A 14,547-nucleotide genomic window follows, 5' to 3' on the forward strand; every position below is an offset into this window, starting at 1 on the left:
GTGATGTCCGTGCGGCAAGCTCCACCTCTCCCCTTGTGGGAGAGGTCGGAATCCAAGCGCAGCTTGGATTCCGGGTGAGGGGTATGCCTCCGCGAGTCGTGGTCCCTCGATAGACCGCGACCCCTCACCCGGATCTCATTCCGCTTCGCTACATGCGCTCCGGCCTCTCCCACAAGGGGAGAGGCGGGGCAGTTGCGTAAGCGGATATTACATCTTCATCACCGCCTGCCGGTCGATCTTGCCTGTTCCCGTTTTCGGCAGCTCGTCAATAAACTTGATCTCGCGCGGATATTTGTACGGCAGCAGCTTTGCCTTCACGTAATCCTGCAGCCGCTTCGCCGTCTCCTCCGCATCGAACGCGCGGTCGTTCATCACCAGCACCGCCTTCAGCGTCATGCGTCTATCAGGCAGTTCGGCGGCGAAGACTGCGCATTCGCGCACGTCGGGATGATCGGCGAGGCAGAGCTCGACCTCCAGCGGATAGACCCATTGGCCTGATATCTTGATCAGGTCGTCGGCGCGGCCGCGGAAGAAATGGAAGCCGTCGCGGTCGCGGACGAAGCGGTCGCCGGTGTAGATCCAGCCGCCATCGCGCACGGTCTCGGCGGTCTTGTCGGGACGATTCCAGTACAGCGGCGTGTTCGAATCGCCGCGCACCCACAAAATGCCTTCTTCGTTGTCGGCGACCTCGCGGCCGTCCTTGTCGCGCAGCAGGATCTCGTAGCCGGGGACGCGTACGCCCGCAGCGCCCAGCTTCTTCCTGTCCGCGCGGTTGCAGAGATAGATGTGCAGCACCTCGGTCGAGCCGAGACCTTCGATGATCTCGAGCCCGGTCAGTGCCTTCCAACCGTTGAAGACGTCGGCCGAGAGCACCTCCGCGGCCGAGATCGCCATGCGCAGTGAGGAGAAATCGGCCTTGTCAGCACCGTCGGCCTTGGTCAGCGCGGTGTAGAGTGTCGGCAGTCCGAAGAACACGGTCGGACGATACTGCTCGATCGCGGCGAAGATCGATGCCGGCTTCGGCTGGCCGGGCAAGAGCAGCGTGGCGGCGCCGACCGAGAACGGGAAAGTGATGGAATTGCCGAAGCCATAGGCGAAGAAAATCTTCGGCACCGAGAAGCAGATGTCGCCCGGCGTCAGCTTCAGCACGCTGCGGGAGAATGCCTGCTCGCTATAGGCCATGTCGTGGTGTAGATGCACGATGCCCTTGGGTCGGCCGGTCGAGCCGGAGGAATACATCCAGAACGCCATCTCGTTGCGATGGGTGTCGGCTGTGGCGAGCTCGGTCGAAAAACGCGGCAGCCATTCATCGGCCAGCAGGGCCTGCGGTACGGCAGGCTCGCCGGCCGCGCCATTGACCACGATCAGCGTTTGCAGCGGCGTATCCGTGCAGGCCTCAATGCTGAAGCGCGAGCAGAACTCGGCGTCGGCAACCGCGACCGTTGCGCTCGCGTCCGAAAGATAGAACTGCAGGAGGTCCGGCGGCGTCAGCGTGTTGATGAGCAGCGGCACGAAGCCGGCGCCGATAGCACCGAAGAAGGCCGCCGGATAGGCGGGGGTGTCGTCCAGGAACAGCAGGATGCGATCGCCGCGCTTCAGGCCCAGAGAAGCGAAGCCATGGGCCCAGCGCGCGGCGTCGGCGCAGAGTTCGCGGTAGGTCCGCGTTCCCGCCGGGCCGGTCAATGCCGTCAAATCCCCGCGGCCCTGCGCGAGATTGTCGAACAGGATGCGGCTTGCGTTGTAGCGCTCGGACAGCGCAAAGCCGATCTCGCGCGCGCCCGGACTGTCCGATGGTACCTGGTCGGCGATCTCGTTCACGACTTGCTCCTCGAGGCCTCGTAGCCTGCCATGAAGTTCGGCGACATCGCGCGCAGCCGCGCGTCGTCGATCCGTCCCGAACGGGTGATGTAACTGAAGGCAAAATCCATCGGGTCGAGCTTCATGTGTTCGGGGAATTTCTCGTACCAGTCGGCGCTGGTGCGCGCCGCCGTCACCAGCTTCTTCACGATCGGTTTGCGTTCGGCTTCATAGCGGTGAAGGGCGGTGGAGACATGCGCCTCGGATTCGAGCGCCTTCGTCAGCGCAATCGCGTCCTCGATCGCAAGGCGGGTGCCGGAGCCGATCGAGAAATGCGCCGAGTGCAGGGCGTCGCCGATCAGCACCATGTTCTTGAACGACCAGTGCTCGTTCCAGATCCACGGGAAGTTGCGCCACAGCGATTTGTTCGAGATCAGCGGCTGTCCGCCGAGCGTCTCGGCAAACACCTCCTCGCACACGGACTTGGCGTGATCGGCGTCCTTGTTGGCGAAGCCATAGGCGTGCCAGGTGGCACGGTCACACTCGACCAGGAACGTGCTCATGGTCGGCGAATAGCGATAGTGGTGAGCATTGAAGGCGCCGCGTTCGGTCTTGACGAAGGTCTGCGATAGCGTCTCGAACCGCTTCGCGGTGCCGTACCAGACGAACTTGTTGGACGAATAGGACAGCGAGGTCCCGAAGTCGCCCTCAAAACTCCGGCGCACCAGCGAGTTCAGCCCGTCCGCGGCGACGATCAGGTCATAGCCTTGCAGCGCGTCGACCGACTGGATCGGTTTTTCGAATTGCGGGGTGACGCCGACCGCGCGGACGCGCTCCTGCAACAGGGAAAGCAGCGCAAGTCGGCCGATCGAGGAGAAGCCGACGCCGTCGATCTCGACGCTCTCCCCGCGCAGGTTGAGCGTGATGTTCTTCCAGCTTTCCATGTTCGGCGCGATGGCGTCGACCGTATCGGGATCGTCGGCGCGCAGGAATTCCAGCGCCTGGTCCGAGAACACGACGCCGAACCCCCAGGTCGCACCGGCCGGGTTCTGCTCGAACAATTCGACGACTGCGTCCGGGTGCCGCCGCTTCCAGAGATAGGCGAAATAGAGGCCGCCGGGACCTCCGCCGATCACGGCGATACGCACGATATTCCTCCCGATTGACAGTGTACTTACGATTTTGCGCCTAGACTATCCGCAGGGCGCGCCCGGCGCCACCGGAAAGTTTCGGTCAGCCTGATTCAGCTTGTTCTCGTGTTCCGCTGCGCGGAGCGGGCCGGTCGCGGCGGGCTCACCGCGCCGCGAACTGTCCCAGCACTTCCTTGCAGGCGGGCGACAGCGAGGCGGCATTCGAGGCTAGGCACTGCGCGATCCGGCCGCCTCCCGGCGCAACGCCGCCACACAGCGAGCGTACGTCGGCGCCGCAGGCCGACCGCACGACGAGCAGTTCTTCGCGCGGACGCAAGGGCCGCAGTACGATCCCTGCCGCAGGCGCCGCCGGCGCGGTAGCCGCAGCAGTGGAGCCGTCGCCTGCCGCTGGCGCCGCACCACCACTCGCGGCCGCAACTGCCTCACCGCAAGCGGGCGAGAGCCTCGCCTTGTTCTTCTCGAGGCATCGCAGTGCGGGGGCGCCGCCGGTCGGCACGCCGGGACAGACCTTCTGATAGTCGGAACGGCAGGCGCTCCGGATCGCGGAAACCTGCGCCTCGGTCGGCTTGGCCTGCGTGCCCGCCGCTTTCGGCTTCGCTGCGCTGGTTGCCGCCGCCGGCGCCTCGGTCTTGGTAGGGGCCGGCGCCGTCTCCGCCTTCGGTGCGGCCGGTGCTTCTACTGCACGCACCGCACCGGCGCAGCCTGCAGACAAGCTCGACATGTTCTTCTGCAGACATTGCAGCGAAGCTTCGCCGCCGGGCGGAATGCTGGAGCAATGCGCCATGTAATCGTTGCGGCATTGCGACTTGATCGCCTCACGCTGGGCCTCGCTCGGCGCCTGCGCCAGCGCTGCGGTCGCAAACAGCACGACGGAAAACGGCAGGGCGCGCCCGCATGCGCGCTTCAATGTCTTGATCATGTAAGCAAACCCTTTGTTGTCGACGGAAGCCGCCGCTTCAACCGAAGTTCATTCTTGCGAAGTTCGTTCTTGAAGAAGGTCGCTCTTGAAAAGTCTGGTACGGCAATCTTAGTGGGCGGTATCATTTTCTGTTTCGGGTTCCACTGCAAGCCAATTGTTGCTATGGATGCATCGCGACAGTCGTCTCCGGATGAACGCCTCTTTGCGGGGCAAGTTGAACTGGTGCACGGAAATGAAGCTTGCGCGCCCATCGGCCTGTTGCGGATCGAACCATGGCGCGCGACCGGCCGCTGCGCCCCTGTTGCGCATTAGCTTCCTGCTGTCCGTCTTGGTCGGTTCAAGTGGCTGCGAGCAAAATACTTTCGTGCCACCGCCGCCACCAAAGGTGGAAGTCGCGATTCCGGTGCAGCGCAGCATTACGCGTTTCCTGGAGACAACCGGCACCACCGCGCCGGTCAAGAGCGTTGACCTGGTGGCGCGCGTGCAGGGTTTTCTGCAGTCGATCGATTATCAGGACGGCACCTTCGTCAAGCAAGGCACCACGCTGTTCACGATCGAGCCTGAGACCTACAAGTTGAAGCTCGAGCAGGCAAAGGCGGCGGAGGTGGGCGCGCAAGCGACGCTGAAGCAGGCGGAGACCGATTTCAAGCGCCAGATCGACCTGGTGCAGCGACAGGCGGTCTCGCAGGCGACACTCGATACGTCGACGGCGAATCGCGACAACGCCCAGGCCAGCCTGCAGCAGGCGCAAGCCAATACCCGGATCGCAGAGGTCAATTACGGCTACACCAATGTGACGGCACCGTTCGACGGCATCGTCAGCGCGCACCTCGTCTCGGTCGGCGAACTCGTCGGCTCGACTTCGCCGACGCAGCTTGCCAGCATCGTCCAGCTCGATCCGATCTGGGTCAATTTCAACGTCAACGAACAGGACGTGTTGCGCATCCGCGAGGACGCGAGGCGGCGTGGTCTCTCCGTGGCCGAGCTGCGTCAGTTGCCGGTCGAGGTCGGCCTGCAGACGGAGACCGGCTATCCGCACAAGGGCAAGCTCGACTACATCTCGCCGATCCTCACCCAGTCGACCGGCACGCTGCCGGTGCGCGGCATCTTCGACAATCCCGACCGCACGTTGTTGCCGGGCTTTTTTGTCCGCGTCCGCGTGCCCTATGACCAGCAGCAGGACGCGCTGCTGGTGCCCGCTACCGCGCTCGGCAGCGACCAGGCCGGCCGCTATGTGCTGGTCGTCAACGCCGACAACGTGGTCGAGCAGCGCAAGGTGGAAACCGGACAGCTCGAAGGCGAATTGCGCGTCATCGATAGCGGGCTGAAGCCGGACGACCGCGTCCTCATCGCCGGATTGTTGCGCGCGATCCCCGGCCAGAAGGTCGATCCGCAACTGCAGAAGATCGAAGCCTCCGCATCGGCGAAGTGAGGGGGCGGCCATGATCTCGAAATTCTTCATCGAGCGGCCGGTCCTTTCCAACGTCATCGCGATCCTGATGATCCTGATCGGCGGCGTGGCGCTGCTCAACCTGCCGGTCGCGCAATATCCCGACGTGGTGCCGCCGACCGTGCAGGTGACGACCCGCTATCCCGGCGCATCCGCCAAGACCGTGATCGACACCGTGGCGCTGCCGATCGAGCAGCAGGTCAATGGTGTCGAGGACATGCTCTATATGCAGTCCTATAGCGGCGCCGATGGCACCTATACGCTGACGGTCACCTTCAAGATCGGTACCGATCTCAATTTCGCGCAGGTGCTGGTGCAGAACCGGGTGTCGAGCGCGCTGTCGCAATTGCCGCAATCGGTGCAGAGCCAGGGCGTAACGGTGCAGAAGCGGTCGACCTCGATCCTGCTGTTCGTGACGCTAACCTCGCCGAATAAGACCTATGACAGCCTGTTCCTTTCCAACTACGCGACCATCAGCATCAGGGATGAGCTGTCGCGGCTGTCAGGGGTCGGCAACGTCACCGTGTTCGGCGCCGGCCAATACTCGATGCGGGTCTGGCTCGATCCGAACCAATTGCAGGCACGCGATCTGGTGCCGCAGGACGTCATCCAGGCGATCCAGCAGCAGAGCCAGCAGGTCACGGCGGGACAGGTCGGCATGCCGCCGACGCCGCCCGGCCAGGCGTTCCAGTACACGCTGAACGTTGCCGGCCGGCTTGATGACACGAGCCAGTTCGAGAACATCATCGTCAAGACCGGAAACGTCGGCGACGTCACCCGCGTCCGCGACGTCGGCTGGGTCGAGCTCGGCGCCCAGACCTACAGCCAGATCTTCTCGCTCAACAATAAGCCTTCCACCGGCATCGGCGTGTTCCTGTCGCCCGGCGCCAACGCGCTCGAGGTCGAGAAGGCGGTGGAGAAGAAGATGGTGGAACTGGCCAAGCAGTTCCCGCAGGACATCAAATACGACACGCCGTTCGACACCACCATCTTCGTCCAGGCCTCGATCAACGAGGTCTACAAGACGCTGATCGAGGCCGGCCTCTTGGTGCTGATCGTGATCCTCGTCTTCCTGCAGGACTGGCGCGCGATGCTGGTGCCGGCGACCACAGTGCCGGTAACCATCATCGGCGCGTTCGCGGCGATGGCGGCGCTCGGCTTTTCCATCAATCTCTCGACGCTGTTTGCGATCGTGCTGGCGATCGGCATCGTGGTCGACGACGCCATCGTCGTGGTTGAGGGCGCCGCGCACAATATCGAGCGTGGCCTGTCCGGCCATGATGCGGCGATCAAGGCGATGGATGAATTGTTCGCGCCGATCGTCGGCATCACGCTGGTGCTGATCTCGGTGTTCCTGCCGGCGGCGTTCCTGCCGGGGCTCACCGGGCGCATGTACGCGCAGTTCGCGCTGGTGATCGCCGCGACCGCTCTGATCAGCGCCATCAATGCCGCGACCCTGAAGCCGACGCAGTGTGCGCTGTGGCTGCGCCGGCCGGTGCCGCTGGAGCAGCGCAATGTCTTCTACCGCGGCTTCAATGCCCTCTATGAGCGGCTGGAGCGCGGCTATGCGCGGCTGATCGGCGGGCTGGTCAGGCACAGCAATGTTTCGGTCGTGGCTGCGCTGATCCTGATCGGTCTTGCCGGCTACGGCCTGTCGCGGGTGCCGACCGGCTTCATCCCGATCGAGGACCAGGGCTATCTGCTGGCTGCAGTGCAATTACCCGATGGTGCTGCGTTGGATCGGACACAACGTGTCCTCGAAAGGGTCAGCGAGATGGCCGGCAAGTCGCCCGGCGTGCAGCAGGTGGTCTCCATCGCCGGCATCTCCGCGCTCGACAATAGTTCGAGCCTGGCGAATGCCGGCGTCGCTTATTTGATCCTGAAGGATTGGAGCCAACGCGGGCCCGGCGAGGATCTGCGCTCTCTGGTGTTTGGGCTGAACGACAAGCTGGCCGAGATCGAGGAGGCGCGCATCCTGGTGATTCCCCCGCCGCCGATCCAGGGCATCGGCAATGCCGCCGGCTTCGCGATGCAGGTCGAACTCCGCGACGGCAATGCCGATTACGCCAAGCTGCAGGCGATCACCGGCGCGGTCGTCGCCAATGCGCAGACGCAAAGCGCGCTGCAGCGGGTCAGCTCGTCCTTCCGCTCCATGGTGCCGCAATACGACGTCGAGGTCGACCGGACCAAGACCCAGACGCTGAACGTCACGACCGACCAGATCTTTTCGACGCTGTCGAGCTATCTCGGCGCGAGCTACGTCAACCAGTTCAACAAATTCGGCCGCACCTTCCAGGTCTATGTGCAGGCGGATTCGAAATTCCGCCTGAACCTGCGCGACATCCAGAACCTGATGGTGCGCAACAGCCAGGGCGAAATGGTCCCGCTTGGCACCGTCGCCACGATCACGCCGTCGGTCGGGCCGTCGCTGATCAGCCTCTATAATCTCTACCCGTCCGCCTCCATCATCGGCCTGCCGGCGCAGGGCTACAGCTCGGGACAGTCAATGGCGTTGATGGAGCAGATCGCCGCAAAGACGCTGCCGCCGGGTACGGGCTTTGAGTGGACGGCGATGTCGTATCAGGAGAAGGCAGTCAGCAACCAGATCTACTATGCATTCGGCCTTGCCTTACTGCTGGTCTACCTGGTGCTGGCCGGTCAGTATGAGAGCTGGTACGCGCCGATCTCGGTGATACTCGCTGTGCCGCTATCGTTGCTCGGCCCGATGCTGGTGTTGTCAGCCTTGCGGATCGACAACAACCTCTACACCCAGATCGGCATCATCTTGTTGATCGCACTGTCGGCGAAGAATGCGATCCTGATCGTCGAGGTCGCGCTCGAGCATCACGTGCGAGGCCGCGAGCCGCTGATCGAATCGGCGATCGCGGCGGCACGCGCCAGGTTCCGCCCGATCCTGATGACGTCCTTTGCCTTCATCCTCGGTGTGGTGCCGCTGGTGCTCGCGACCGGCGCCGGAGCCAATGCGCGGAAGTCAATCGGCATCACCGTGTTCTCCGGCATGATCGCCTCGACCTGCCTTGCCGTGCTGTTCGTGCCCGCGTTCTTCGTTGTGGTGCAGGGCTTCGAGAATTGGCGCAAGTCGCGCAAGGAAAAGGCGCCGGCTACGGGGATTGTCCCGCAGGCGCCGTAACGGCTCCTTCACTGCACCTCGCCCCGCTTGCGGGGAGAGGTCGGATCGCATCGCAGATGCGATCCGGGTGAGGGGGAGTCTCCGCGAACTCAGCTATTACCGTGTTTGCGGAGAGAGCCCCTCACCCCAACCCTCTCCCCGTAAGAACGGGGAGAGGGAGAAGGCCGCATCGCCAGAACATCACACCCGGATCATGCGCTTGCCGCGGTTCTCGCCGGCGAGCAGGCCGATCAGCGCGGCCGGCGCGTTCTCCAGCCCGTCGATCACGTCCTCCTGCACCTTCAGCCTGCCGGAGGCGATCCAGGACTGCAGGTCGGCGAGCGCAGCGTCGCGCTGGTCCATGAAGTCCATCACGATGAAGCCCTGCATGATCAGCCGCTTGACAACGATCAATCCGGGCACGCCGCGCGGGCCGTGAGCGGAGGGGACGCCGTCATATTGCGAGATCGCACCGCAGCAGGCGATGCGGCCGCGATTGTTCATCTGCGGCAGGCAAGCCTCCAGGATGTCGCCGCCGACATTGTCGAAATAGACGTCGATGCCATCAGGCGCAGCCGACCGTAGCGCCTTGTAGGTGCCGCCGTCCTTGTAATCGACCGCGGCGTCGAAGCCGAGTTCGCTGGTCAGCCAGTGGCACTTGTCCTTGCCGCCGGCAATGCCGACCACGCGGCAGCCCTTGATTTTTGCGATCTGTCCAACGATCGAGCCCACCGAGCCGGCGGCTGCCGAGACCACGACGGTCTCGCCTTCCTTGGGCTTGCCGACATGGAGCAGGCCGAAATAGGCGGTGAGGCCAGCGATGCCGTAGACGCTGAGCAAATGCGTCATCGGCTCGAGCTTTGGCATCTTGGTCAGATGCTTTGCCTGCACCGCGGCATAATCCTGCCAGCCGGTGTCCCCGAACACGATGTCGCCCGGCGCAAGGCCTGAGGCCTTAGACGCCACCACCTCGGCGATGCCGCCACCGGACATCACGGTGTTGGCCTCGACCGCGGCGCGGTAGGTCGCGCCGTGCATCCAGGCGCGGTTGGCGGCATCGAGCGAGAGATAGCGCAGCCGCAGCAAGGCCTCGCCGTCCTTCGGCTCGGGGATGCTGCCATTGACCATCCTGAAGTGCTCAGGTCCGAGCCTCCCGGTCGGCTTCTCCACCAGTAGGATCTGACGATTATTAGCTTCGCTCATGGTGTCCCTCCCTTGTTGGTCAATCCCGATGCAACTGCGTGCGCGTTGCGCGCCAGATTGCACAGATTGTGCGCTGCCATGACGCTAATCCCCGCGTGTCTATTCCACAACTGGAACATGCAGCTCCGCTCGCGGAGAGCGAAAGCGTGTTGCGCGCCTGCGTAAATCTGCCACACTCCATCGCTTGCCGGGCGACTTACGGGAGTAAGAGCATGTCGAGCAGGTTCACGCAGTACATCCTCATCGCGATGGTGCTGGGCATCGTGATGGGTGCCTTCGTCTACAACTTTCTGCCCGACAGCCGGGCGGAGATCGCGGCCGACGTAAACCTGATCGCGATGCTGTTCCTGCGGCTGATCAAGATGATCATCGCGCCGCTGGTGTTCGCGACATTGGTCGGCGGCATCGCGCATATGGGAAGTGGCGCGCGGCTTGGGCGCATCTTCGCGAAGACCATGGGCTGGTTCGTCAGCGCTTCCTTCGTATCGCTCCTGCTCGGCCTCGTCATGGTCAACCTGCTGCAGCCCGGCGCCAACTTTCCGGGCACGCTGCCCGACAAAGCCCAGTCGACCGGCCTGCCGGTCTCGGCCTTTTCATTTGAGAAATTTTTGATCCACCTGGTGCCGACCTCGATCGCGGACGCGATGGCGCAGAACGAGATCCTGCAGATCGTGGTGTTCGCGGTGTTCTTCGCGGTCGCGCTCGGCGCAATGCCGGAGCGGGCGAAGCCGATCATGGCCCTGATCGACGACCTCGCCCACATCATGCTGAAGGTCACGAGCTATGTGATGCTGTTCGCGCCGCTTGCGGTGTGGGCCGCGATCATGGCGACGGTGTCGAAGAACGGACTTGGGGTGCTCTGGAAGCTCGTCGTGTTCATGGGCGGCTTCTACGTCTCTCTCCTGATCCTGTGGGCGATCCTGGTCGTCGTCGGCTTCATCGTAATCGGGCCGCGCTACAGCCACCTGTTGCGGCTGATCCGTGAGCCATTGATGATCGCGTTCTCGACCGCCTCGTCGGAGGCCGCCTATCCGAAGACGCTGGAGGGATTGAACCGCTTCGGCGCCTCGGCGCGGATTTCGGCCTTCGTGCTGCCGCTCGGCTATTCCTTCAATCTCGACGGCACGATGATGTACTGCACCTTCGCCAGCATCTTCATCGCGCAGACCTATCATATCGACATGTCGCTCGGCACCCAGCTTGCGATGCTGGCCACGTTAATGATCACTTCCAAGGGCGTCGCCGGCGTGCCGCGCGCCTCCCTCGTCGTGATCGCCTCGACACTCAGCCAGTTCGGCATTCCCGAGGCGGGCCTGCTAATGATCATGGGCATCGACACCTTCCTCGACATGGGCCGCAGCGCCACCAATGTGATCGGCAATTCGCTCGCCACCGCCGTGGTCGCCAAGTGGGAAGGCGAGTTGAAGGAAGAGCACGAGCTTGGGCCTGACGATGCGGTGCCGTCCGATGCGGTGCCGGGTGCGGTGATGGCCGGCCATTGATGGGAGGGGTGCATGCATCACGCCCGAAGCTTGGCCGCGGCGCTGTTGTCAGCAAGCCTGCTGGCCGGCGCCGCGGTCGCTCAAACGGTGGAGGGCCTTAGCCCGACGCTCGCCAATATCAAGAACACCCATGTGGTGCGGCTCGGCTACCGCGAGAGCTCGCCGCCGTTTTCTTTCCTCGATCAATCCAACCGGCCGATCGGCTACAGCCTCGAATTGTGCGAGGCGATTGTGGAGGAGATCGGCGTCGAGGTCGACGATCCCAATCTCAGGATCGACTACGTCAAGGTCACCTCCGACGATCGCATTCCTGCTGTTGTGCAGGGCAAGGTCGATCTCGAATGCGGGTCGACCACGGCGAATGCCGAGCGGGCCAGGCAGGTCGCGTTCTCTCCTTTGATCTTCGTCGCCGGCACCAAATTGATGGTGCCGAAGACCTCTTCCATCTCCGGCGTGACCGATCTCAAGGGCAAGACGGTGGTGGTGACCAAGGGGACCACCAACGAACAGGCCATGCACAATGTCGACAAGAAATTTTCGCTCGGGCTGAATATCGTGACGTCGCCCGATCACGAGCAGTCCTACCAGATGTTGGCCGACGGCAACGCGGATGCGTTCGCGACTGACGACATCCTGCTCTACGGCCTGATCGCGCGGCACAAGTCGCAGGACAGGTTCCGCGTGGTCGGCGACTACCTATCCTACGATCCCTACGGCATCATGTACCGCAAGGGCGAGCCGCAGTTGAAGGACGTGGTCGAGCGCACCTTCCGCAAGCTCGGCTCCGGCCGCGACCTGATCCCGCTCTACAACAAATGGTTCATCGCGCGGCTTCCCACCGGCGAACGCCTCAACGTCGCGATCTCGCCGCAGCTCGAGGAGGCTTTCAAGGCGCTGGACGATAACGAGGGGACAAGTAATTAGCTTCTCGTCCGTCATTGCGAGCGCAGCGAAGCAATCCACGCTTCCGCAAGCGGCGCCATGGATTGCTTCGCTACGCTCGCAATGACGGGGAGAGAGCGCCGCATTCCGACTTCTCCCCTCACCCCGAGGAGGCCGCGCAGCGACCGTTTCGAAGGGCGAGGCCACCGGCGGGGCCTCATGGTTCGAGACGCGCGTTCCGCGCTCCTCACGATGAGGGTCTCACAGCGTCACTGCCTTACTGCGCAAACACCCTATCCAGCGCCGCTTCATACGCGGCATAAGCCAATTCCGGGTGCGAGCGGCTCAGCGCTTCCATCTTCACGCCGGCGTTGACTTCGAGGATCCGCCAGGCGCCATCGGTGCGTACGACGTCGATCGAGCCGAAGCGGATGCCGATCGCGCGGGCGGCCTTGATCGCGATCTCGATGCAGGTGTCGCGCGTCTCGCCCTGCTTCAGCAGCACCGGTCGCGCGCCGGAATCGAGGTTGTGGCGCCAGTTGAGGATGCGCCGCTCGCCCTCCGGGACGATCGCATCGAGCTCGGCCCGCCCGATCGCCGCGATCAGGCCGGGCAGCGCCGTCGATCGCCGCTCGGCAGGCATGGCCGCGAGCGCAAGCTCGAGCAGCGAATGCCTGCCGTCGCCGATCACGAACGGGCGCTCCTTGCTGTAGACGACGACCGGGAGATCATCGACCAGGACAACACGAATCTCGTCCTCGATCTCGACATAGGGCGAGATGGCGAGGCTTGGGTAGGCCGCCAGGATCCTGCCGACCGCGAGCTCGAGCGCATGCTTGGTCGTCACCCGGAAGACTCCCTCGCCCGACGTGCCCTCGTTTGGCTTGACGACGAGCCCGTTGGGATGCTCGGCCAGCAGGCGGAGCATCGTTTCCCAGGAGCCGGCCGACCGCGTATAGGCCGCAAGCTTCGGCCCAAGGAACAGGGTGTGGGGGATGCAGGGCACCCCAAAACATTGTAGCACCTCGGCGGTAGCCGCCTTGTCGTTGGCGATCTGGTGCGCGACCGCGCTGTTCAGCCCGACGTCATACGCGAAGGCGAGGTGCCGCCGCTGCCCACGTTGCATGACGATCAGCCAGGCCTCCGACCGCACCTCGACCGTAATGTTACGGGCCAGGCAATATTTCGTGACCGCGTCGACAAAAATCCGCTGGCTGATCGGGATCGCCAAGTCGATTTTTCCTCTCTCAATGGTGCCGCGTGGAATTAACTGCTCTACCGGCATCGTTTCCAGCAAGTTAATTGCGCCGCGCCGGAAACCTTAACAACGATGTTTTGAACCATTCTGCGAAATCAATCGACAGCCATGCTGAGTTCGCAATTGCACAATGGATGAATTCCATTATGTGTGTCAGCGGCGCGACGGGCAGGCGGGCTTCCCCTTGATGTCAGTCAATTACGTGCGGTCGAGCAGCCGCTACTCGACCTCGTTTATGTAAGGTCAATCGGAAAAACCAGACACATGAGCGCGTTCTATCGAGAGAAGGTCCTTTCTGTTCGTCACTGGACCGATACGCTTTTCAGCTTCCGAGCCACCCGCGATTCCGGCTTCCGCTTCCAGAACGGCCAGTTCGCCATGATCGGCCTCGAGATCGATGGCCGGCCGCTGCTGCGCGCCTATTCGATGGCGAGCGCCAATCACGAGGAAGAGCTCGAGTTCTTCTCGATCAAGGTGCAGGACGGTCCGCTGACCTCCAAGCTGCAGAAGATCCGGGAAGGCGACATCATCCTGGTCGGCCGCAAGGCGACCGGCACGCTGATCACCGACAATCTCATCCCCGGCAAGCGGCTGCTGCTGCTGTCGACCGGCACGGGTCTGGCTCCCTTCGCGAGCCTGATCAAAGACCCCGAGGTCTATGACCGCTACGAGACCATTGTGCTGGTCCATGGCTGCCGCCAGGTCGCCGAGCTCGCCTATGGCGAGGATCTGGTCGCCAATCTGCGCGACGACGAATTGTTCGGTCCGCTGCTCGCCGAGAAGCTGCTCTATTATCCGACCGTGACCCGCGAGCCGTTCCGCAACCGCGGCCGCATCACCGACCTGATCACGTCGGATCAGCTCTTCAACGACATCCACCAGCCGCCGCTCGATCTTGAGACCGACCGCATCATGATGTGCGGCAGCCCGGCGATGCTGGAGGACCTGCGCAAGCTGTTCGAGGGCCGCGGCTTCACCGAAGGCAGCCACAGCACGCCCGGCCATTTCGTGATCGAAAAGGCCTTCGTCGAGCGCTGATCGGCTTCGAGTTTTAAGCCAACTCTCTCGCCCGTCATTCCGGGGCGCGCGCAGCGCGAGCCCGGAATCCATTTCTCCGCGGCGTTTGTGGCCCGATGGATTCCGGGCCCGATGCTTCGCATCGACCCGGAATGACGGCGGGGTGCCTCTTCCCCCTTTCGTTGCAGCGCAATACACCACCCCGGATCGTGTAGCGTCGGTGTCACATCCGTGAACC

10 protein-coding genes are annotated in these 14,547 nt (G+C 63.4%); 5 read left to right on the plus strand and 5 right to left on the minus strand.

Annotation, left to right across the window (positions count from 1 at the left end; translation table 11 throughout):
* Nucleotides 1–207 precede the first annotated feature (207 nt).
* The 3 genes from AC5ZGW_RS15230 to AC5ZGW_RS15240 form a co-directional block, all read right to left on the minus strand.
* Entirely contained in the window at nt 208–1,818 is a 1,611-nt protein-coding gene (locus AC5ZGW_RS15230; protein ID WP_130225261.1) for a benzoate-CoA ligase family protein, read from the minus strand.
* On the minus strand, nt 1,815–2,945 hold the full coding sequence (locus AC5ZGW_RS15235) for an FAD-dependent monooxygenase (RefSeq protein ID WP_165435164.1): 1,131 nt from the start codon (nt 2,943–2,945) through the stop codon (nt 1,815–1,817). The genes AC5ZGW_RS15230 and AC5ZGW_RS15235 overlap by 4 nt, the downstream gene beginning before the upstream one ends.
* Before the next feature lie 145 nt (nt 2,946–3,090).
* Nucleotides 3,091–3,867 carry a cysteine rich repeat-containing protein gene (locus tag AC5ZGW_RS15240; RefSeq protein ID WP_130225262.1) on the minus strand — a complete coding sequence of 259 codons (777 nt, stop codon included), beginning with the start codon at nt 3,865–3,867 and terminating at the stop codon, nt 3,091–3,093.
* A gap of 232 nt (nt 3,868–4,099) precedes the next feature.
* Between AC5ZGW_RS15240 and AC5ZGW_RS15245 the strand changes: the two genes are divergently transcribed.
* Nucleotides 4,100–5,299, plus strand: a complete 1,200-nt coding sequence (locus tag AC5ZGW_RS15245) for an efflux RND transporter periplasmic adaptor subunit (protein WP_165435165.1) — start codon at nt 4,100–4,102, stop codon at nt 5,297–5,299.
* Nucleotides 5,300–5,309: 10 nt separating this feature from the next.
* The gene (locus AC5ZGW_RS15250) at nt 5,310–8,468 is read left to right on the plus strand and encodes an efflux RND transporter permease subunit (RefSeq protein ID WP_130225264.1); all 3,159 of its coding nucleotides are present in this window, start codon (nt 5,310–5,312) and stop codon (nt 8,466–8,468) included.
* A gap of 180 nt (nt 8,469–8,648) precedes the next feature.
* Here the strand turns inward: AC5ZGW_RS15250 and AC5ZGW_RS15255 are convergent, their stop codons facing one another.
* Nucleotides 8,649–9,650, minus strand: coding sequence for an NADP-dependent oxidoreductase (locus AC5ZGW_RS15255; protein WP_130225265.1), 1,002 nt, complete (start codon nt 9,648–9,650; stop codon nt 8,649–8,651).
* 212 nt (nt 9,651–9,862) lie between these two features.
* Between AC5ZGW_RS15255 and AC5ZGW_RS15260 the strand changes: the two genes are divergently transcribed.
* A complete protein-coding gene (locus AC5ZGW_RS15260; RefSeq protein WP_028167897.1) occupies nt 9,863–11,152 on the plus strand; it encodes a dicarboxylate/amino acid:cation symporter in 1,290 nt (429 codons plus the stop codon).
* A gap of 12 nt (nt 11,153–11,164) precedes the next feature.
* Nucleotides 11,165–12,076 (plus strand): amino acid ABC transporter substrate-binding protein, encoded by a 912-nt coding sequence (locus tag AC5ZGW_RS15265; protein ID WP_130225266.1) that lies wholly within the window; start codon nt 11,165–11,167, stop codon nt 12,074–12,076.
* 235 nt (nt 12,077–12,311) lie between these two features.
* Here the strand turns inward: AC5ZGW_RS15265 and AC5ZGW_RS15270 are convergent, their stop codons facing one another.
* A complete protein-coding gene (locus tag AC5ZGW_RS15270) occupies nt 12,312–13,265 on the minus strand; it encodes an ATP-grasp domain-containing protein (protein ID WP_349645061.1) in 954 nt (317 codons plus the stop codon).
* 291 nt (nt 13,266–13,556) lie between these two features.
* On the opposite strand from AC5ZGW_RS15270, the gene AC5ZGW_RS15275 reads away from it, so the two are divergent.
* A complete protein-coding gene (locus AC5ZGW_RS15275; RefSeq protein ID WP_028163358.1) occupies nt 13,557–14,330 on the plus strand; it encodes a ferredoxin--NADP reductase in 774 nt (257 codons plus the stop codon).
* Nucleotides 14,331–14,547: the final 217 nt, after the last annotated feature.

It is taken from the genome of Bradyrhizobium sp. Crot121, assembly GCF_059512385.1.

Excerpts from the sequence above, each read along its gene's own strand:
- AC5ZGW_RS15240 (WP_130225262.1), bottom strand. The coding sequence starts at position 3,867 with ATGATCAAGACATTGAAGCGCGCATGCGGGCGCGCCCTGCCGTTTTCC.
- AC5ZGW_RS15245 (WP_165435165.1), top strand. The coding sequence starts at position 4,100 with ATGAAGCTTGCGCGCCCATCGGCCTGTTGCGGATCGAACCATGGCGCG.
- AC5ZGW_RS15250 (WP_130225264.1), top strand. The coding sequence starts at position 5,310 with ATGATCTCGAAATTCTTCATCGAGCGGCCGGTCCTTTCCAACGTCATC.
- AC5ZGW_RS15255 (WP_130225265.1), bottom strand. The coding sequence starts at position 9,650 with ATGAGCGAAGCTAATAATCGTCAGATCCTACTGGTGGAGAAGCCGACC.
- AC5ZGW_RS15260 (WP_028167897.1), top strand. The coding sequence starts at position 9,863 with ATGTCGAGCAGGTTCACGCAGTACATCCTCATCGCGATGGTGCTGGGC.
- AC5ZGW_RS15265 (WP_130225266.1), top strand. The coding sequence starts at position 11,165 with ATGCATCACGCCCGAAGCTTGGCCGCGGCGCTGTTGTCAGCAAGCCTG.
- AC5ZGW_RS15275 (WP_028163358.1), top strand. The coding sequence starts at position 13,557 with ATGAGCGCGTTCTATCGAGAGAAGGTCCTTTCTGTTCGTCACTGGACC.